The organism is Myxococcus qinghaiensis (genome assembly GCF_024198215.1).
GTDB classification, from domain to species: Bacteria; Myxococcota; Myxococcia; order Myxococcales; family Myxococcaceae; genus Myxococcus; species Myxococcus qinghaiensis.
Genome location: NZ_JAKCFA010000016.1, coordinates 177,619 through 197,814, shown reverse-complemented (window position 1 = coordinate 197,814; position 20,196 = coordinate 177,619). Strand labels below are relative to the sequence as shown.

Sequence of the window (20,196 nt, the reverse complement as noted above, 5' to 3'; positions counted from 1 at the left end):
GGCGCGCGCCATGCCCCTGGAAGTCAACGAGGTCGGCATCCAGATGAGCGTGCGGGGCGGCTCCGGCGAGGCGATTCCGGAGACGCCCAGCACGCCCGTGGGCGACTGCGGCTGCGACGACGAGAAGCAGGCGCACCAGAAGCTCGTGGACGACTGCGTGCGCCGCGTCCTCCAAATCTTGAAGACGCGACAGGAGCGGTAGCGATGGGGTTCTCCGGCAGCCTCGAGAAGATGAACGTCATCGCCTACCAGAAGTCCGACTTCACGTCGGAGGTCGGCCGCTACACCGTGTACATCAACCCGGCGTCGTACTCACAGACGTACTGCGTCAAGTACAACGACAATCAGACACAGGGCAGCCCCGGTGGCTCGCCGGACTTCAACCGGATTCCCGCGGACACGGTGGAGCTGGAGCTGGTGTTCGACGGCACCGGCGTGGTGCCCAGTCCGCTGCCGGGGCTGATGCCCTTCACCGACGACGGCATCGCCGAGCAGGTGTCCAAGTTCAAGAACCTGGTCTTCACCTACAACGGGAACATCCACAGCCCCAACTACCTGAAGCTGTCGTGGGGCACCTTCCTCTTCAAGTGCCGGCTGTCCAAGCTGAGCATGACGTACACGCTGTTCAAGCCGGACGGCACACCGCTGCGCGCGAGGGCCAAGGGAACGTTCCTTGGCTACAACGACGAGGTGGAGCTGGCGCTCAAGGCGAGGATGAGCTCGCCGGACCTGACGCACGTGCGCACGGTGCAGGCGGGAGACACGCTGCCGCTGATGTGCTTCCGCATCTACGGCACCAGCACGCTGTATCTCGAGGTGGCGCGGGTCAACGGGCTGTCTGACTTCCGGCGGCTCACCGTGGGCTCGAAGCTGCTGTTTCCTCCGCTGAAGGAGTCCCTGGCATGACCACGCCCTTTCCGGAGAAGAACGAAGGGGCGCTGGCGACGTTCGCGATTGAATCGAACGGCACCGTCATCCCCAAGACCTATCAAGTCATCAGCGTGGACACGTGGCTGGGCGTCAACAAGCTGCCGCGCGCGAAGCTGGTGCTGTTCGACGGCAGCGCGTCCACGGGCCTGTTCCCCATCAGCAGCCAGGACACCTTCCTCCCCGGGGCCAAGGTGGTCATCTCCGCCGGCTACGACGGGGACAACACGCGCATCTTCCAGGGAGTCGTCTGCCGGCAGGGGCTGGAAATCGACCAGTCCTCCGGCTCCAAGCTGGTGGTGGAGCTGACCGACGCGGCGATGAAGATGACGCTGGAGCGCAAGAGCGGCTTCTTCGAGAAGGTGAAGGACAGCGCGCTCATCAAGACGCTGCTGACGCGCAACGGGCTGTCCGGCGACGTCACCGCCACGACGGGCGTGCACGACGAAATCGTCCAGTACTACGCCACCGACTGGGACTTGATGGTGACGCGGGCGCAGCTCAACGGCCTGGTCGTCATGGCGGACGGCGGCGAGGTGACGGTGGCGGAGCCCAAGACTTCGCAGACGCCCGTCTTGAACCTCACCTTTGGCCGCTCCATCCTGGACCTCCAGGTGGAGATGGATGCCACCACCCAGTTGGACGCGTCCGCCATCAAGGGCTACACCTGGGACGCGGGCGCGCAGAAGCTCATCGAGTCCGGCCCGCGCAGCGTCTCCGTGAAGGAGCAGGGCAACGTCACCTCCGCCCAGCTGGCGCAGGTGTTCGGCGCGAAGAAGTTCGCGCTCCAGACGGGCGCGGAGTTGCAGCCCGCGGACCTCCAGGACTGGGCCTCCGCGGAGCTGCTCCTGTCGAAGCTGGCGAAGATTCGCGGCTCGGTGCGCTTCCACGGCAGCGCGCTGGCGCAGGTGGGGAAGATGCTGGAGTTGGGGGGCGTGGGGCCGCGCTTCAACGGCGCCGCCTTCATCAGCGCCGTGCACCACCACATCGAGGACGGGCGCTGGATGACGACGGCGGACTTCGGCCTGTCGCCGCGCTGGTTCACCGCGGAGAACCCGGACATCGCGGCGCCGGACGCGGCCGGACAGCTTCCGCCGATAAAGGGGCTGCAGACGGGCGTGGTGAAGCAGGTGGCCAAGGACCCCGGCGGCGAATTGCGCGTGCTGGTGGGGCTGCCGCTGCTCCAGGACCCGAGCAAGGGCGTGTGGGCGCGGCTGGGGACGTTCTACGCGTCCAGCGGCGTGGGCGCGCTGTTCTACCCGGAGGTCGGCGACGAGGTGGTGGTGGGCTTCATGAACGAGGACCCGCGCCACGCGGTCATCCTCGGCTCCGTGTACAGCAAGCAGCGCGCGCCGGCGTATCCCCCCGACGAGAAGAACACGCGCAAGGCCGTCGTCACCCGTTCCAAGCTGGAGCTGTCGTTTGATGACGAGAAGAAGGTCATCGTCATCAAGACGCCCGGCAATCACATCGTGAAGCTGGACGACTCGTCCGGCGCCATCTCCATTCAAGACAGCAACGGCAACACCGTGTCGCTGTCCAAGGGCGGCATCGCCCTGGACAGTGCCAAGGACGTGAAAATCACCGCCAAGGGAAACGTGGCGGTGACGGCCGGCGCCAACCTGACGCTGGAAGCCACGGGCAATGTCTCCGTGAGCGGCAAGCAGGTGGCGAACAAGGCGTCCGTGAGCTTCTCCGCCAGCGGCAATACCCAGACCGAGGTGAAGTCCGGTGGAATCCTCACCGTCCGCGGCTCGCTGGTGAAAATCAATTGAGCGCTGTCCCCGAAAGGTGCGCCCCATGCCTCCCGCCGCCCGCGTCACGGACTTCCATCAGTGCCCGATGACAACCCCCGTCGGCCCCGTGCAGGTGCCTCACGTCGGAGGCCCCATCGCCGGCCCCGGCGCTCCCACGGTGCTCATTGGCGGGCTGCCCGCCGCGAAGGTGGGTGATGTGGCCATCTGCGTGGGGCCACCGGACGCCGTGATGAAGGGCTCCACGACGGTGAAGGTGATGGGACTTCCCGCAGCGCGGCTCGGGGACAAGACGGCCCACGGCGGCACCATCCTCGTGGGGTTTCCCACGGTGATGATTGGAGGGTGAGCCACCATGGAGAAACAGCCCTCCTCCTTCCTCGGTACCGGGTGGAGCTTTCCACCCACCTTCTCCCGGTGCACCGGCGGCGTGCTCATGGTCAGCAATGACCAGGACATCCGCGAGAGCCTCTGGGTGCTCTTGTCCACCTCGCTGGGGGAGCGGGTGATGCTTCCCAGCTACGGCTGCGAGCTGCGGCAGATGGTCTTCCGCAGCATCAACACCACGCTGACGCGGCAGATCCAGGACTACGTCCAGCAGGCCATCCTCTACTGGGAGCCGCGCATCGCCGTGGACGCGGTGACGGTGCAGCGGGATGCGTCGGTGGACGGGATGCTGTCCATCACCGTCTCGTACATCGTCACGCAGACGAACACGCGCAGCAACCTCGTCTACCCCTTCTATCTCCAGGAGGGCAGCATCCCGGTGCAGGGGCCCTAGCCCATGGCCCCGCGCGAGACGAAGGTCGCCATCAACGACGCGCCCAGCCAGTTGGGACGCTGGCTGCGCGCCCTGGAAGCGGGCCATGCGCCGGTGGACGGGCGCACGCGCTCGGAGCTGCTCGACTTCGCGCCCCGCTTCGGCGCGCTCATCTACTTCTACGACTTGAAGAACACGCCGGATGGAGACTGGGCGGAGTTCTTCCTCGCGGACCCGGTGATGGTGCTCGCCTCCATCGACGCGCTGGACGCGAGCGCGGTGGAGGACCGCTTCCTCGTCACCGTGCGCGAGGTGGACGCGGCCCGCACCTTCGAGCGCTCCTACGCCACGTTGTCGGACGCCTTCCAGCTCGTCCTCGGCCTGGCCCGTCGCTTCGACCTCTGGTTGAGGGGCGCGGGCCTGGGCGCGCAGGGCGAGCTGTCCCGGTTGCTCGGCCAGGGCCTGGTCAGCGCCGTGGAGGGGCCGCTGTCCGGGGCGCTGCGCGCGCTGGTGAGCGCGGCGAAGGGCGCGGGGCTGCCCCAGGCGCTCGGGCGCGCGGTGCGGCTGGACACGGAAGGCATGCTGCCCCTCTGGGGGCTGGAGGACCTGCCCGCGGACGGCGCCAGCTACAAGGGCGCCTCCAAGGAAGCGCGGGCGCGCGCGGCGGCGGCGAAGCTGGAGCCACTGCTCGACCCGTTCCTCGATGCGCTGTCCCGACTCCAGGGCCTCACGGCGACGCTGCTGCCCACGGCGCTGGCGACAGGAAACCATCCGCCGCACCTGGCGCTCTACCAGTCCTTCGTGCAGCTCTTCCGCACCGCGCAGGACACCGTCAACACGGTGTCGGGCCGGTACGCCGGCTTCTATCACCGCGACGTGCTGCGCCTGCACCCCCGCGCCGCGCTCCCCGACAGCACGTACCTCACCTTCACCCTCGCCGAGGACGAGGAGGTGCGCGAGGCGACCGTCCCCCAGGCCACCCTGTTCCCCGCAGGCAAGCGGCCGGATGGGCAGGACATCCTCTTCGCCTCGGACACCTCGGTGGGCGTCACGCCGGCCACGGTGGCCCGGCGTCTGGCGCTGCGCGTGCTGCGCGGCCCCCTGCTGCCGCTGGCCTCGCCGCTCGCGGACGAGGAGGCCACGCTCACCGTCGTCCAGCAGGTGCTCTCCTCGGAGATGCCGCTGGAGCCGGAGCAGACCGACGCGGAGTCGTCCTCCGACGAGCGGCTTCCCGGCTGGGCGACGTTCGGCGCGGTGCGAGAGGGTGTGACGCCCACCACCGTCACGGTGCCAGCGACGCTCGGCTTCGCGCTCGCGTCCCGCTACCTGCTGCTGACGGGGGGCACTCGCGTGGTGACGCTGGACGTTCCGCTCGTTCCCGCCTCCGCGAAGCGGCTGAACACCCTGTTGACGGCGCTCGCCTCGGCGACGGGGTTGGATGCGCGGAGCGTGCTTCGCCAGGTGCTGCACGAGTCCTTCACGCTCCAGGTCTCCACCGCCGAGGGCTGGCTGACGGTGGAGCACTACGAGCCCCTCCTCTCGCCTCCGCCCCAGGCGGAAATCGTCGAGCCGGGGCTGCGGGGCTTCGGCCTCTGGTTCGAGCTGACGCCCTCCGCGCCCGCCGTGGTGCCCAATGGCACCGGCCCCACGCCGGACCTGCCCATGCTCCGGGCCTTCCTGAAGCCCGAGCCCGTCACGCTGCAGGGCGGCGTCGAGGTGCACCCCGTGTCGCTGCTGGACGCGGTGGACTTCTCCACGCTGGAGCTGCACGTGCGGGTGTCCGACCTGACGGGCGTGAGCGTGGAGAACACGCAGGGGGAAGTGGACCCGAGCGTCCCCTGGGCCCTGTTCGGCTCGGAGCCCGTCGTCGGCTCCTACGTGCGAATCCGCCACACGGAGCTGTTCGTCAAGCGGCCCGACACCCTGCGCCTCTCGCTGGACTGGTTCAACCTGCCCTCCAACAAGGACGGGTTTCACGGTTACTACCGTGACTATGTGGTGGGACCGGACGGCAAGCCCATGGCCGACCTCTTCGACAACCAGAGCTTCCTGGCGGACCTGCGCGTGCTCCAGCCGGGCTCCTGGATGTTGCAGCCGCTCATGTCACCGCTCTCCCCGGTGACGTCGCTGGAGGACGCGGAGGACTGGGACACCGTGCGCGGCTACCTCTTCCGCACGAAGGACGACTGCGCCAATCCCACGCCCTCCGTGAGGGGCGAGCTATGCAAGGACACGGTGTTGGAGCAGTTCGACATCAGCCCCAGCACGCCCCCCAACTACTACGACCCCGCCACCAGCGCGCTGGAGCTGCGGCTGGCCGCGCCGTCGTATGCCTTCGGGGATTCGCTCTACACCCTCAACGTCCTGAACGCGGTGCTGGCCGAGCTGCCGGACCCGCTCGACCAGAGTCCGCTGAGCCCGCTGGAGCCCAAGGACCTGAAGTATCCCAATCCTCCATGGCTGCCCCAGCTCCAGAAGCTGGGCATCCACTACTCGGCGCACTGCACGCTGGAGGACGCCCGCTTCTTCCACCTGCTGCCCTTCGAGGGCTTCAAGCAGGTGACGCCCGAGGCGCGGCGCCCCTTGTCGCTGCTGCCGCGATTCAAGGCGCCGGCCAACCTGTATCTCGCCTTCACGGGGCTGGACACGGCGCAGACGCTCACGCTGCTGTTCCAGTTGAGCGGCACCTTCATGGGCGAGGGGGCGCCGCCCGTCGTGAGATGGGATTTGCTCACGGCGGCGGGGTGGAGCGCGCTCGCGCCATCGCAGGTCCTCTTCGATTCGACGGGAGGCTTCCAGGGCACGGGCATCCTCGCGCTGAGCCTTCCGGCCTTCAGCTCCGAAGAGAGCACGCTGATGCCCTCCGGCGGCGAGGAGTCGGAGTTCCAGTGGGTGCGCGCCTCGGTGTCGGACGACGCGGAGGCGTTTCCCCGGACGCTCGACATCATCCCGCACGCGTTGCTGGCCACGCGGCAGGAGCCCGGCGTGGACGTGGAGACGCCGGTGCCGGCCGGGAGCATCACCCTGTCCGTGCAGGAGCTGCCCGACATCGGCGGAATCTCCCAGCCGATGCCGTCGTTCGGCGGACGTCCGCCGGAGACACCTCGCACCTTCGAGGCCCGCGCCTCTGAGCGGCTGCGTCACAAGGAGCGCGCCGTGCTCGCGTGGGACTACGAGCGCCTGGTGCTGGAGCGCTTCCCGTCCATCTGGAAGGTGAAGGCCCTGCCGGGCCACGCGCCACTCCAGTCCGGCGTGCCTGGCGCGGTGCTCGTCGTCGTCGTACCCGGAAGGGATGGGACGACGTCGGCGGACTCCACGGTGCCGCAAGTCACGTCGGACACGCTGGAGCGCATCCAGGGCTATCTCCAGGAGCGCGCCAGTCCCTTCGCCCGGATACGCGTCGTCAATCCCATCTACGTGCGTGTCACGGTGAAGGCCCTGGTGGACTTCCGCGTGGGTGAGGATGTCGGCGCGAGCATCGACCGGCTGGACCGCGAGCTCGTGGAGCACCTGTCGCCCTGGTACCAAGACGCCTCGCGCGCCACGCGGCAGGGACAGTACGCGTCCGAGGCCGACATCTCCGACTTCATCCAGACGCGGCCCTATGTCCAGGCGCTGCTGTCGCTGGAGCTGGGGCACACGCCTCCGCCCGAGGCGCTGGAGTCCGACTGGTACTTCCTCACCTCCGCCACGCGGCATGAGCTGCAAGCCGCCGGTGCGCCAGCCGCCGAGCCGCTGGCGGATGGCTACTGAGCCCCTTCGTCTTCGTGGAGCCCTCCATGGCAGAGCCCGTCACCGTCACCGCCGAGCCGCCCGAGAACTTGGGCCTGAACTACGTGGCCCTCAAGGAGGAAGGCACCGCGCTCATCCAGCAGCTCGCAGGCGACATCTGGACGGACTACAACGAGACCGACCCGGGCGTCACCACGCTGGAGCAGCTCTGCTACGCGCTCACGGAGCTGTCCTACCGGGCCTCGTTTCCGCTCGCGGACCTGCTGTTGGATCCGGTGACGGGCCTCATCGACCCGGCACGACAGGGCCTCTTCCCCGCGCGCGACATCCTCCCGTGCAACCCGGTGACGGAGCGCGACTATCGCAAGCTCCTCATCGACCGGGTGCCCACCGTCGGAAACGTCTGGCTCACGCCCGTCACGTCCGGCGAGGTGCAGGGGCTCTATGACCTGGGCATCTACGCCCCGGGCGGGCACGACTGCGCCACCGACGAGCGCGCCCCCGACGCCATCATCGATGCCGTCCGCCGCGTCTATCACCGGCACCGCGGGCTGTGTGAGGACCTGCGGGACATCACCGTGTTGGAGAACGTGGAGGCCGTCGTCTCCGCCGACGCGAGCATCGACGAGAGCCGCACGCCCGAGCTCATCCTCGCCGGGCTGTTCTTCGACATCGGGAACTTCCTCGCGCCGGAGCCTCGCCGCGAGTCGCTGAAGTCCCTGCTCGATGCGGGCCGCACGACGGACGAAATCTTCGAGGGGCCGCTGATGAACAACGGCTTCATCGCCGACGCGGAGCTTCAGCCCAAGGCGACCTCCATCGCCCTCCAGGACCTCACGCGGGTGATGGTCCAGACGCCGGGCGTCACCAGCGTCCGCAACGTGAGCCTGCGCGCGGACGGTGCGGTGGCGGTGGGACCGGACGGCGCGCTCCCCGTCGCGTTGAATCAGGTGCTCGTCCTGGACACGGCGACGGACTCGAAGCGGGGCGGGTTCTCCATCCGCCTGTTTCGCAATGGCGTCGAGGTGAAGCCCCAGCCCGCGCGCGTGCGACGGGAGCTGGAGCGCCTGTGGGCCGAGCAGCGCCGCACCTATCCCCTGGCGTCGCAGTACGAGGAGTACCTCGCCATGCCCCAAGGGCAGCGCCAGGACTTCCGAAGCTACACCTCCATCCAGACGCAGTATCCGATGGTCTACGGCATCGGCTCTGCGGGGCTGCCCGAAGGAGCGACCCTCGCGCGACAGGGACAGGCGCGGCAGCTCAAGGGCTACCTGCTCGTCTTCGAGCAGCTCCTCGCGGACTTCTTCGCGCAGCTCTCGCACGTCCGGGACTTGTTCTCCGGCGATTCGGAGCTGCGTCAGACGTACTTCTCGCAGTCGCTCGCCGACTCCGTCCCCGACGTGGAGGCGCTGCTCAAGCGGGAGGCTCCTGGTGAGGACTCGTCGGGCTATGCGCGCGGCTTGAAGGAGCTGGTCGCGAGCCAGGACCCCGTCACCGAGCGCCGCAACCGGTTCCTCGATGTCCTGCTCGCGCTCTGCGCGGAGGGGCTCGAGGATGACGCGGTGGTGGACGTCGCCTGGGAGGGAAGCCCGAAGGCGGTGCAGTCCGAGCGGTTGATGGAGGCGAAGCTCGCGCTGCTCCATCACCTGGTCAAGAGCACGCATGGACGCGGGCGCGGCATCGACTACCTGGAGCGACCGGGCCCCGGGAATGTCGCGGGCATGGCCATCAAGAGCCGCATCCAGCTCGGGATGCACGAGGCGGATGCGCGGCCGCTCATCGACACGCTGGATGAGCACGGACTCGACCTCTCGGACTCGGGTGAGCCCGCGCCGGAGGGACGCGCGCTGGCTCGGCATGTGGACACCATCGAGGAGCGCTTCTCGAGTGTCGGTTCCCTGCCTGCTCCGGAGAGCCCGTCCTCCGCGCCGTTGAGAGCACAGGCGGTGAGCGGTGCCTTCCTGGGGGCCGCGGGCTCGCTGGAGAACTTCCGCGTGGGGACCTTGCCGGGCGATTCCTCCGTGGCGCTGGTGTGCAAGGCGCCCTCCGAGAAGGGGTGGCATCTGGCGGGGAAGTTCCCGGACACCGGCAGCGCCGTGGCCCGCGCGCATGCGCTGGTCGACCAGGTGGGCACGCTCAACCGGCAGCGCTCGCAGCTCTACATCGTGGAGCACGTGCTGCTGCGGTCCGCGCGTCGCGACGGCGAGGACGCGTTCCCCTACAGCTTCACGGTGACGGCCGTCATCTCCACCGCGACGCGGCAGTGGAGTGACTCGGAGTTCCAGACCTTCGCTCGCGAGGTCATCCGGAGCAACGCGCCCGCGCTCGTGGTGGCGGACTGCTTGTTCCTCGGCCCTTCGCGCATGGCCCGCTTCGAGCGGCTCTACTGGGCGTGGAGGAACGCGCTCCGCGAGGAGGACTCGTCGGGACTGGCCACGGCCTCGGCTCGACTGCGGGACTTCCTGGAGGTGGCGACGCGCGAGGCCGAGGTGGCTCCCGCATGACGGGCTCGCGGCACCACATCCGGAAGCAGACGCTCCACGTGGAGTTGGAGTCGGAGGCCCAGGCGATGGAGCTTCAACCTCGGCTGAGCGACTTCAACCGGCGACGACTGCTGGCCATCATCGAGCAGGTGTTCGACGCGGTGGATGTGCCGGGCCTGCACCTGCGCATCGACCGGTTGGATGTGGACCTGGGGACGGTGCCGCTCGACAACTTCGAGCAGGTAGTGGAGGAGCGGCTCACCGCCCGGCTGCGCGAGGTCGTGGAGCAGGCGGTGCTGGCCCGGCGTATGGCGCCGCCTTCGGGAGAGCAGCCCCGGACCGAGGCGGAGGTGCGGCTGGAGCTGTTCGAGCACTACCTGTTGCACGGCACGCTGCCGTACTGGGCCCCCGGTGGCGCGGGGTTCTCGTTCGGAGCCCTCTTCGCACAGGTGGCGATGAGCGACCCCCAGGCCCTGGTTCGACTGGTGGGCAGGCATGCCTCGATGGGAGACGTGCTGGACCGGCTGGTGCTCCAGTTGGACCAGCGCTCCTTGGAGCGGCTCATCACGCTGCTGGAGCCGAAGCACGCGGCGCTCCTCATCGACTACATCGTCAGCCTCCAGGCGCTCCATCGGGTCAAGCCCGTCGTGCCACTGAGCGACCGCGGCCTGTCGCGCCTGCTCTGGTCGCTGACGCTGACCTATCTGGTGAAGGAGGCGGGTTCACAGTTCAACCGCAAGAGCGCGCTGAAGCAGCTCCTGGAAGGCGTCGCCGAGAGTCAGGGCCTGGAGTACCCGGAGCTGCTCACCACGCTGGGCATCGGCTTGGAGCAGGTGCGCAAACGACACCCGGTGCTGGCCTCGCTGTCCTTCGTCATCGGGGAGCTGGTGCGGGAGCTTCCTCCGCCTGTTCCGGAAGCCGTGGAAGTGGAGGAGTACGACGCGGAGGAGCTGACGGTGCCGGAGACGGCGTCGGCTCGGTATGAGCTGACGGAGGCGCTTCGCTACTACCTTCAGCACGGGGTGTTGCCGTGGGGCACGCTCGTGCGCATGCCGGAGCTGACGGCGGAGCGCCTGGTGGCGACGTTGCCGGAGCTGCCCCGCTCGCTTCAGCGACGGGCGCTTGCGTGGGAACAGCCGGGAGGGTCACTGACTCGACTGGTGCGCGCGGTGCGGAGGATTCCGGAGGAGACGCTGGCGAAGCTGCTCGTGCGGCTGATGCCTCCTTCTGGCGATGAAGGGAGTCCGCTGCGCTCGGCGCTGCCGGTGTTCGTGGCTCGGGCGGAGGACAAGCCGCAGTTCTTCGCTCGGTTGATTTCGGCGCTCCTGGATGGGAGGCCGGTGGACCTGGAGGAGCTGGCGGCGCCTCGTGCGGGGGCGTTCGCGGAGGCTCGGAGTACGCCTGAAGCGGAGCTGTCCCGGTGGGAGGCCCATGCGCTCAAGTCGGCGCTGGTGAGTCGGCTCCGATTCGGAGGGCAGACGGGGCCCACCGTGGCGGAGTTGCTGGCTGCGCTGCTGGTTTCATTTCCGGAGGACACTCGACACTTCCTGCTCGCGCTGCGCGACGTCGAGGTGCTGAGGACCGCGCTGGTCGAACAGAGCGAGCCGGAGCTGATTGAGCGAGCGATGGACCTGCTGCGCCCCCGTGAATCGGGCACGCTGAATGCGCTGCTGGGGGCGCTGAATACGTTGCCGGAGCGAGTCCTTCCACGCGGCAGGGAGGGGGCTCGACAGGAGGTGTTTCACGAGCTGTTGCTGCTGGGGGAGACGGCTCCGCTGGCGCAGAGCGCGTTCAGCCGGTTGTTGAAGCGACTGTTCGGCTCGGTGATTCCGGGAGAGGTCCGTGAGTTCCTCCTTCGGACCGTCATGGCTTGGGAGGCGGCGGGGCAGTTGCCGGCGAAACAGGTTCAGGCGTTCCGTGGTGCACTGGCAGATGCAGGCCCTGCCCATCCTTCAACCGTGGTCCATCGGGCGCAGTGGGGGAATGAAGGAGCAGAGGTGTTCGCGCCCTCGGCCGCCTCCGTGGATGCGGCCCTGACTGAGGCGGCATCCGTCGGACTCCGGTCACCAGCGACACACGAGCAGGAGCACATCCGTTCTCGGCACGTGGACGCGGTGGACCCGCGGACCGCCGCGCTCCGCCAGATGCAACACGCGCACGAGATTGAGGGGGAGCAATTGCCTGCTCGGAGCGTGGACATGAAGGTCCCGCAATCGCTCGCGAGCCTCCAGACCTCTCGGACCCACGAAATGGAGGCGGAACAGCCAGCTCCTCGGTTCGTGGACACGATGGACTCGCCATCCAACGGGAGCATCCAGACTTCGCTCACGCACGAAGTCGATGCGGAACTCGTGGAGGCGAAGCTGGACCCTGCACGCTCGAGGGAAGAGGAGACGGAGCGCGTGCATCCTCGGCAAGTGGGTACCGAGGCCGACTCACCGTCCGAGAGTCTTGGGCCTCCGAGCATTCACGCAGCGGATGGGGTGCAAGTTCCTGCACGACAGGTTGTGCCCTCAATCGAGGACCTCACGCCGTCACTTGTGCACGACGCAACGACTTCGTCGGCGACGCCGTCAGGAGGGCCTGTCGATTCATCTCCTGCGATTCGCGAGCCTGCTCGCGCGCACGAGGAAAGAGAGGGAGTCGCTCCGCCGGAGTGGACGAATACAGCGCTTGTTGAGCCGATACAGGAACGTTCCAGACAAGAGCGTGCTCCTGAAACAGACTCGGCACTGGTTTCCCAGGCGACGGAGGCGGCGAATCGAAACGAGTTCCCTCCCACAAGCCTCGGACTCTTCCCTGCGTCCGGCGCGGATGCGGAACCCACCTCTCTGGCGGAGCACGCATCTCCTACCGATTCACTCACCGAGAGCCTCGGACGTCCACGTTCGCCAGCGGTGGACGGAGGTTCCAGTCATCCGAAGCAGTCCGGCTCAGACCGGGTCGACAAGCCACTCTCAACGAACCTCGGGAGTTCACGTTCGCCGGAAGTGAATGCCTCTTCTGTTCATCTGGAGGGGCAAGACACTGCTCCGGCCGAACAGTTGCCCTCTACGAACCTCGGGCGTTCACGTTCGCTGGAGGGGGATGCTTCTTCCCCTCATCGGGAATGGCCCGACGCTGCTCCAGTTCAGTCGCCATCTACGGATCTCGGGAGTTCACGTTCGCTGGAGTTGAATGCATCTTCCGCTCAGCCTGAGCAGCCCGACGCTACCCTTACCAAGCAGCCATCCACTGCGGGCCTGGAGCGTTCACAACAACCCGAGGTGGACGAAGTCGCTCATCCGAGAAATGCCGACGTTGTCCTGGGCGAGCAGTCTCCCTCCGCGAATCTTGAACGTTCGCGTTCGTCAGAAGTGGCCGAAGCGTCCGCTCATCCGATTCAGCCTGACGCTACTCAGGCCGAGCAGTCGCCTTCCAAAATCCGCGGGCGTTCACGTTCGCCAGACGTGGCAACAGCGTCCGCTCATCCGATTCAGCCTGACACCACCCCGGTCGACCAGTCGTCAGCGATCCTCGGGCATCCACGTTCGCCCGACGTGGCCGAAGCATCCGTGCATCCGCTTCAGTCTGACGCTGCCCAGCCCGACCAGTCTCCCTCCGCAAGCCTCGGGCGTTCACGTTCGCTAGAAGCGTCCGCTCATCCGGCACACCCTGACGCTGCCCAGGTCGCGCAGTCGCCCTCTGCGAGCCTCGTGCATTCACGTTCGCCGGAAGTGGCCGAAGCCTCCGTTCCTCAGGAGCAGTCCAACACTGTTCCTGCCGAACAGTCGCCATCCACGAATCGCGAGCATTCGCGCGGCGCCACCTCGCACGCGGCAAACACTTCGACGGAAGCAGCGCGTCCAGAACTCCAAGGCGACAGGCCCACGCGCATCTCCTCCCGCGAGGACTCACGCCTTCAGCCACCGCAGACTGCCTCCGCGCCACACCATCCAGGCTCTGGCTCCACTGCGGAGGCCACGCGTCCTCCAATTGCCTCGCACGAACACAGCGGCCCCACGGCATTCACGCGCGAGCCGCCTCCAACAACCACCGCGCCTGTCCACGCCACCCCATTTCCTCGCGACACCTCAACGACCCAACCAGGCAACAGTCCATCGCCAGAGCCAAGCTCCGACGAAGCGCCCGACTCCGCCGCCCAGTCCACGAATCTCCAGGGACATGAAGCCCGCGAAGCCCTCTTCTCGTTCCTGCTCGCGGAGAGCGCGGACCGCTACGCCGGCCTGTCGGACGACGCACTGCTGCGCCTGCTCCAGTCCCTCCTGGATGAGTCACCAGAAGTACTCCGCGGCTTCGTCCGTCGACATGCCCACCGCAAGCGGCTCCAGGAACACTGGGCCCGAAGCCTTCCGGACTCCGTGCTCGCGCGCTTCAGCGCCGTGCTCGCTCCCCACGTCCACGCCGCGCTCCTCTCCGCCACCGAAGTGCTCGCCGCCGCGTGGCAGGAGGTCGCCCCTCCCGGTACACCCGCGCTGACGGAGCGGTCCGCCTTCTGGCGCTTCATCCTGGAGCTTCTCGGCGAGCGTCCTGGTGGAAGCCTCACGATGGAACAGCTCGTGTCCGCCTTCTTCGAGCACTTCTCCGCGCGCCTCCACACCGCCCAGCCCAGCCATCGGGACTCGCGCAGCACCGCCGAGCGCCTCCTTGAGCGCGCCATCGAGCTCGCCCGACACGAAGCCGTCCCGCGCCTCGGCGCCCTGCTCCATCAACGACGAGCCGCCCTCGTCACCGCGTGGACCACCACCACCCGCCCCGACTCGCGACGCTCCAGCACCTCGCGCTCCCGTCCCTCGAAGGACTCGCGTCGGACCGCCTTCAAGCTCGGAGAGGAGAAGCACGGCGGCACGCCCATCTACGTCGACAACGCGGGCCTCATCCTCGTCAGTCCCTTCCTCCCTCACCTCTTCCGGGAGCTCGGCCTGTCACGCGTCGACGACACGGGAAAAACCCACCTGGACCCCGAGCCCGCCACGCGCGCGGTACACCTGCTCCAGTACCTCGTCGACGGCCGCACCTCCGCGCCCGAGCCGCTGCTCGTCCTCAACAAAATCCTCTGCGGCCTCTCCGTTCCCACTCCCGTCCCCAGCGGCATCGACCTGACCGAGCGCGAGCAGTCCCTCTGCGACCGGCTCCTCAAGGCCCTCATCGCCAACTGGACCATCATCGCCAACACCTCCGTCGCCGGCCTGCGAGAGACCTTCCTCCAACGCGAAGGCCGGCTGGAGCATCTCGACGACCGCTGGAAGCTCCAGGTGCAGCGCAAGACGCTCGACGTGCTCGTCGACCAGGTCCCCTGGAGCATCTCCATCCTCACCCATCCGTGGATGCCTCAGCCCCTCTATGTCTCCTGGTAGCGCCATGGCCCCCGCCTCCACTCCCGCCTCGAATGCCAGGTTCATCCGCGCCGAGGTCGCCTGGTTCAGCCAGTTCCTGGACCTCCGCCTCAAGCAGCACGCCGGAGAGCCGCCCCACGACGACCTCCTGGAAGCACTCCCTCCTCCCCGCCTCCCCAAGAAGGCCACGCCCTACTCCGACGTCCTCCGCGAGCTGAAGCTCCAGCCTCCCGAGCGACTGCTGCTCGTCCTCGCGTACCTGCCCCATGTCCAGCCCGCGGCCCTGGACCCGCTCTTCATCCGCAACCAGGCCCTGGACCGCCGCTTCACCGAGTTCGGCGGACTCGCGGGCAGCTCCCACGGCGGCTTCCTCCCCACCGGCGAGACGGCGCTGTTCCTCCTCGCCGGAGAGGACCTCTCCAAGCGGCTGTCCCATCACCGCCTCTTCCATCCCGAGCACCCGCTGCTCGCGCGCCGCGTGCTGCGCCTGGAGCGCCGTCACCCGGACGAGCCACCCCTGTCCGCCGCCCTCCAGCTCACGCCGGAGTACCTGGAGCGCCTCACCACCGGAGGCACCTACCAGCCTCCCTTCGGCCCGGAGTTCCCCGCCCAGCGCATCACCACGCTCCAGGACTGGGACGACCTGGTGCTCGACGGCCCGCTGCGCGAAGACTTGGAGGACATCATCACCTGGGCACGCCACCAGGAGACGCTGATGGACACGTGGGGCCTGCGCAAGCAGCTCAAGCCCGGCTACCGCAGCCTCTTCCACGGCCCTCCCGGCACCGGCAAGACGCTCACCGCGTCGCTCCTGGGCAAGGCCACCGGCATGCCCGTCTTCCGCGTGGACCTCTCCAAGGTGGTGTCCAAGTACATCGGCGAGACGGAGAAGAACCTCGCCAGCCTCTTCGACCACGCGCAGCTCCAGCGCTGGATTCTCTTCTTCGACGAGGCCGACTCCCTCTTCGGCAAGCGCACCGAGTCGCGCAACGCCAATGACCACGCCGCCAACCAGCAGATCTCCTACCTGCTCCAGCGCATCGAGGACTTCCCGGGCATCGCCCTGCTCGCCAGCAACCAGCGCACCCACTTCGATGAGGCCTTCGCGCGCCGCTTCCAGTCGATGATCCACTTCCCCATGCCCGGCCCCGCGCAGCGCCTGCGCCTCTGGGAGGCGTGCTTCCGCGACAAGCCCTTCACCCTCGCGTCCGATGTGAACCTGCCCCGCCTGGCCCGCGAGCACGAGCTGTCCGGCGGCGCCATCATCAACGTCCTCCGCCACGCGTGCCTCAGGGCCATCGTCCGCGAGCCCCAGGAGATTCGCGCCCAGGACCTCCTCCACGGCATCAGCCGCGAGCTCCACAAGGAAGGCCGCTACTCCCTCCCCGGGCGTTGAACCCTGTTTAACAGGTCCTCCCAGACAACATTGATTGACGAATCAATCCATCGGTACGGTGGGCGCCCCCTCTACCCAGCAGTCCCGAGGTGCTCCATGGCGCAGCGTCTTGCCCCCCGGTTGCTCCGACTGCCGTCCCTCCTCCTGGCGTTGTTGCTTCCCTTCGCCGGAGCCGCCGCCGCTCCACATCCCACCCCTGTCGTGCGCGCCGTGCTCGCGGCGGTGCCGACCACCGCGTTCCAGTTCGTCGACATCCCCGTCGGCGACGGCGTGGTGCTGAAGGCCAACTTCATCGCGCCGACGACGCCCGGCCCCCACCCCGCCGTCGTCTTCATCGCGAGCTGGGGACTCAATGACTTGGAGTACCTGGCCCAGGCCAAGGCGCTGGCGCAGAAGGGCTATGTGGCCCTGTCGTACACGCCGCGCGGCTTCTGGGCCTCGGGTGGCGGCATCGACACGGGCGGGCCCGCGGACATCGCCGACACCTCGCGCGTGCTCGACTGGCTGGTGGCGAACACGCCGACGAACAGCGCGCGCATCGGCCTGGCGGGCGTGTCGTACGGCGCCGGCATCTCCCTCATCGCCTCCGGGTTCGACTCTCGCGTGAAGGCCGTGGCCGCGCTCTCCGGCTGGACGGACCTGGTGGCGTCGCTGTACGGCGGTGACACGCGCAGGCCGCAGGCGGTGGCCCTGCTGGACCTCGCCTCGCGCCTGCTGGGCCGGCCCAGTCCCGAGCTGCGCACCAGCATCGACAACTACTTCGCCAACCGCGAAATCGAGGCCATCAAGAGCTGGGGCCGCATCCGCTCGGCCTCCACCTATGTGGGCCGCATCAACGCGAACGCGCCCGCCATCCTCATCGCGAATGCGTTTGGCGACAGCCTGTTCCCCCCCAACCAGCTCGCCGGGTTCTTCGGCCAGCTCACCGGCCCCAAGCGCCTGGAGCTCGCGCCCGGAGACCACGCCGTCGTCGAGGCCACCGGCCTGGCCGGCCTGGACAACCATGTGTGGACGAGCGTGCACCGCTGGATGGACCAGTACGTGGCCGGCATCGACACGGGCATCGGCAACGAGGCCCCCGTCGTGCTGCGCACCTATGACGGCGACGTGGAGGGCTATGCGAACTGGGCCGCCGTGTCCTCGGGCATGCAGCGCCACGCGCTGGGCGCCATCCGCCTGCTCGACGGCACCGGGACGCTGGGAGGCTCCTCCTCCACGTCCTCGCGCACCCTCTTCAGCGGCTTCGACACCACCGCCGACGCGGGCGTCGCGCTGCTCACCAACGGGCTCCAGGCGCTCACCGGCATTCCCCCCATCGTCTGGATGCCGAGCGTCAACCGCCTGAACGCGGGCGTGTGGACCTCCTCCCTCTCCACGCGCGCCCTCTCCATCCGCGGCGTGGCCACGCTGCGGCTGCGCATCACCCCGACGACGGCGTCGGGCACCGTCGTCGCCTACCTGTATGACCTGGCCGGCGACTTCGGCGGCCTCATCACCCACGTGCCCCTGAGCTGGCAGGGCGCCACGCCCGGCGCACCGCTGGACCTGGACCTGGTGTTCCCCGCCACCGCGTACGACGTCCCGGCCTGGCACCAGCTCGCGCTCGTCGTCGACACCGAAGATCCGCTCTACTTCGACGCCAACACCACCGGCGCGCCGCTCGCGCTCGGCGGCCCGTCCTGGCTCGACCTGCCGCTGCGCTGACCCTGCGCTCCTCCCTCCCGAGCTCCACGCAGGCTCGGGAGGGTCTGTCTTCACCCGCCCCTGACCTGACACGTCAACGGCACGCGCGCTCGCGTCCGGACGTGCCCTGACACGTCAGGGAGGCCGCTCCACGCCTGCCCGACTCCTCACGACGCCCTGGCCCGGGGCGTGCACATGTGCGCTCGCACACATTTGGTGGCTGAAGGCCGCGCGCGCTCCTGATGAGCCGCGCGGATGTGGAGGAACCCTTGAATCCTAGAAGTCGTCATCCCCTGCTCGGAGGACTCGCCGTTCTCTGCGCGCTTTCGACCCAGGCGCAGGCCCAGCGAATCCCGAGCATCGAGCTGGAGAGGCTGCAGCTCAACCCAGGCGCGAAGGACAGCCTCGTGCTGTCCACCGGCGACCTGCTGCCGGACGGAACGTTCCGCCTCGGCCTCACGGCGCACTACGAGCACCAGCCCCTGGTGCTGCTGCGCAACGACGAGGTGCAGGGCACCGTCATCTCCAACCGCGTGTCGGTGCACTTCAGCGGCGCCTACGCGGTGACGGACTGGCTGGAAGTGGGCGCGCAGGTGCCCGTCGTCACGCAGTGGGGCCCGGAGACGCGCGCGCTCGGCTACGACAAGCCGGGCACCCTGGCGCTGGGCACCCCCTGGCTGCAGGCCCGCGCGGGCCTGTTGTCGGAGTCGCGCGGCGGGCCGCTGGACGTGGGCCTGCACCTGGGCGCGGCGCTGCCCTTTGGCAGCGAGGAGGTGCTCACGAAGGATGATGGCTTCGTCTTCACCCCGCGCGTGGGACTCGGCAAGAAGCTGGGCGACACCTGGCGCGTGGGCGCCGACGTGGGCGCGCTGGTGCGGACCAAGACGTACGCCCTCACCCCCGGCGCGGATCCGCTGCGCGACGAGATGGGCGTGGAGATGAACGGCGGTGTGAACCTCACCGCGAGCCTTTTCGGCCTGCGCGAGGAGCTCGTCGTGCGCGGCACGCTGCCCTTCGCTGACGCGCCCAAGTCGCTCGAGGTGCTGCTCGGCCTGCGCACGCAGCCGAAGAGCGGCGCCGAGCTCTACATCATGGGCGGCCCGGGCTTCGGCGAGACGCCGGGCACCCCGCAGTTCCGCGTGCTGGGCGGCGTCAACTTCGGCCCTGACACCACGAAGGTGGCGTCATGTGTCGCGGGCAAACCCCACGACGCGGACCGCTGTCCGGACCTGGACGCGGATGGCGACGGCGTGAAGAACGTGGCGGACCGCTGCCCGACGGCGCCGGGCCTCGCCGAGCTCAACGGCTGCGCGGACACGGACGACGACCAGGACGGCCTGATGAACCTGGCGGACCGCTGCCCCGCCAACGCGGAGAACCTCAACGGCTTCGAGGACGCCGACGGCTGCCCGGATGACCCGGACACGGACGGCGACGGCCTGGCCGACTCCAAGGACACCTGCCCGCGCGAGCCGGAGGACCTGGACGGCTTCGAGGACGCCAACGGCTGCCCGGACCCGGACAACGACAAGGACGGCGTGGCCGACGCGCGCGACGCCTGCATGAACGAGGCGGGCCCGAAGGAGAACCGCGGCTGCCCGGACAAGGACCGCGACGGCGACGGCCTCGTGGACCGGCTGGACAACTGCCCCGACGAGCCGGGCACGGAGAAGAACCACGGCTGCAAGCAGAAGCAGCTGGCGAACATCGGAGAGGGCCAGATTCGCATCCTCGAGTCCGTCTTCTTCGAGAACAACCAGGACGTCATCAGCGCCCGCAGCCACAAGCTGCTCGACAGCGTGGCGTCCATCCTCGCGTCGCACCCTGAAATCGAGAAGCTGCGCGTGGAGGGCCACACCGACAACACGGGCAAGGCCGACTACAACCTGGACCTGTCGCAGCGCCGCGCCGAGGCGGTGGTGAAGTACCTGGTGGGCAAGGGCCTCAGCCGCGAGCGGCTGGAGTCGCAGGGCTTCGGCCCCGCGAAGCCCATCGCCGAGAACACCACCAAGCCCGGCCGCGCCAAGAACCGCCGCGTGGAGTTCCGCATCGTCGGTGACGCCGAGGGCGTCGAGACGAAGCAGGGCGCTCCCACCGACACCATCGAGAAGTGAGGCAGACACTC

11 protein-coding genes are annotated in these 20,196 nt (G+C 68.6%); all 11 read left to right on the top strand.

Features of this window, described 5'->3' with window-relative positions; genetic code table 11:
- The first annotated feature begins 10 nt into the window (after window positions 1–10).
- The 11 genes from LZ199_RS28135 (at window position 11) to LZ199_RS28085 (ending at window position 20,185) form a co-directional block, all read left to right on the top strand.
- A complete protein-coding gene (locus tag LZ199_RS28135; protein WP_253996856.1) occupies window positions 11–202 on the top strand; it encodes a DUF5908 family protein in 192 nt (63 codons plus the stop codon).
- Window positions 203–204: 2 nt separating this feature from the next.
- The gene (locus LZ199_RS28130; RefSeq protein WP_253996855.1) at window positions 205–906 is read left to right on the top strand and encodes a CIS tube protein; all 702 of its coding nucleotides are present in this window, start codon (window positions 205–207) and stop codon (window positions 904–906) included.
- On the top strand, window positions 903–2,702 hold the full coding sequence (vgrG, locus tag LZ199_RS28125; RefSeq protein WP_253996854.1) for a type VI secretion system tip protein VgrG: 1,800 nt from the start codon (window positions 903–905) through the stop codon (window positions 2,700–2,702). Before LZ199_RS28130 ends, vgrG begins: the two co-directional genes overlap by 4 nt.
- A 25-nt stretch (window positions 2,703–2,727) precedes the next feature.
- On the top strand, window positions 2,728–3,030 hold the full coding sequence (locus LZ199_RS28120) for a PAAR domain-containing protein (RefSeq protein WP_163869101.1): 303 nt from the start codon (window positions 2,728–2,730) through the stop codon (window positions 3,028–3,030).
- A 6-nt stretch (window positions 3,031–3,036) separates the two neighbouring features.
- On the top strand, window positions 3,037–3,462 hold the full coding sequence (locus LZ199_RS28115; RefSeq protein ID WP_253996853.1) for a GPW/gp25 family protein: 426 nt from the start codon (window positions 3,037–3,039) through the stop codon (window positions 3,460–3,462).
- A gap of 3 nt (window positions 3,463–3,465) precedes the next feature.
- The gene (locus LZ199_RS28110; RefSeq protein WP_253996852.1) at window positions 3,466–7,194 is read left to right on the top strand and encodes a baseplate J/gp47 family protein; all 3,729 of its coding nucleotides are present in this window, start codon (window positions 3,466–3,468) and stop codon (window positions 7,192–7,194) included.
- 26 nt (window positions 7,195–7,220) lie between these two features.
- Window positions 7,221–9,677 carry a hypothetical protein gene (locus tag LZ199_RS28105; RefSeq protein WP_253996851.1) on the top strand — a complete coding sequence of 819 codons (2,457 nt, stop codon included), beginning with the start codon at window positions 7,221–7,223 and terminating at the stop codon, window positions 9,675–9,677.
- Complete coding sequence (locus LZ199_RS28100; protein ID WP_253996850.1) at window positions 9,674–15,013, top strand: contractile injection system tape measure protein; 5,340 nt, start codon at window positions 9,674–9,676, stop codon at window positions 15,011–15,013. The genes LZ199_RS28105 and LZ199_RS28100 overlap by 4 nt, the downstream gene beginning before the upstream one ends.
- A gap of 4 nt (window positions 15,014–15,017) precedes the next feature.
- The gene (locus LZ199_RS28095) at window positions 15,018–16,388 is read left to right on the top strand and encodes an ATP-binding protein (RefSeq protein WP_253996849.1); all 1,371 of its coding nucleotides are present in this window, start codon (window positions 15,018–15,020) and stop codon (window positions 16,386–16,388) included.
- A 96-nt stretch (window positions 16,389–16,484) separates the two neighbouring features.
- Complete coding sequence (locus LZ199_RS28090; RefSeq protein ID WP_253996848.1) at window positions 16,485–18,092, top strand: CocE/NonD family hydrolase; 1,608 nt, start codon at window positions 16,485–16,487, stop codon at window positions 18,090–18,092.
- A 221-nt stretch (window positions 18,093–18,313) separates the two neighbouring features.
- On the top strand, window positions 18,314–20,185 hold the full coding sequence (locus tag LZ199_RS28085; RefSeq protein ID WP_253996847.1) for an OmpA family protein: 1,872 nt from the start codon (window positions 18,314–18,316) through the stop codon (window positions 20,183–20,185).
- Window positions 20,186–20,196 lie beyond the last annotated feature (11 nt).

Coding starts and splice junctions, on each gene's coding strand:
- vgrG (WP_253996854.1), top strand. CDS start 903: ATGACCACGCCCTTTCCGGAGAAGAACGAAGGGGCGCTGGCGACGTTC.
- LZ199_RS28135 (WP_253996856.1), top strand. CDS start 11: ATGCCCCTGGAAGTCAACGAGGTCGGCATCCAGATGAGCGTGCGGGGC.
- LZ199_RS28100 (WP_253996850.1), top strand. CDS start 9,674: ATGACGGGCTCGCGGCACCACATCCGGAAGCAGACGCTCCACGTGGAG.
- LZ199_RS28105 (WP_253996851.1), top strand. CDS start 7,221: ATGGCAGAGCCCGTCACCGTCACCGCCGAGCCGCCCGAGAACTTGGGC.
- LZ199_RS28130 (WP_253996855.1), top strand. CDS start 205: ATGGGGTTCTCCGGCAGCCTCGAGAAGATGAACGTCATCGCCTACCAG.
- LZ199_RS28085 (WP_253996847.1), top strand. CDS start 18,314: ATGAGCCGCGCGGATGTGGAGGAACCCTTGAATCCTAGAAGTCGTCAT.
- LZ199_RS28095 (WP_253996849.1), top strand. CDS start 15,018: ATGGCCCCCGCCTCCACTCCCGCCTCGAATGCCAGGTTCATCCGCGCC.
- LZ199_RS28115 (WP_253996853.1), top strand. CDS start 3,037: ATGGAGAAACAGCCCTCCTCCTTCCTCGGTACCGGGTGGAGCTTTCCA.
- LZ199_RS28110 (WP_253996852.1), top strand. CDS start 3,466: ATGGCCCCGCGCGAGACGAAGGTCGCCATCAACGACGCGCCCAGCCAG.
- LZ199_RS28090 (WP_253996848.1), top strand. CDS start 16,485: ATGGCGCAGCGTCTTGCCCCCCGGTTGCTCCGACTGCCGTCCCTCCTC.
- LZ199_RS28120 (WP_163869101.1), top strand. CDS start 2,728: ATGCCTCCCGCCGCCCGCGTCACGGACTTCCATCAGTGCCCGATGACA.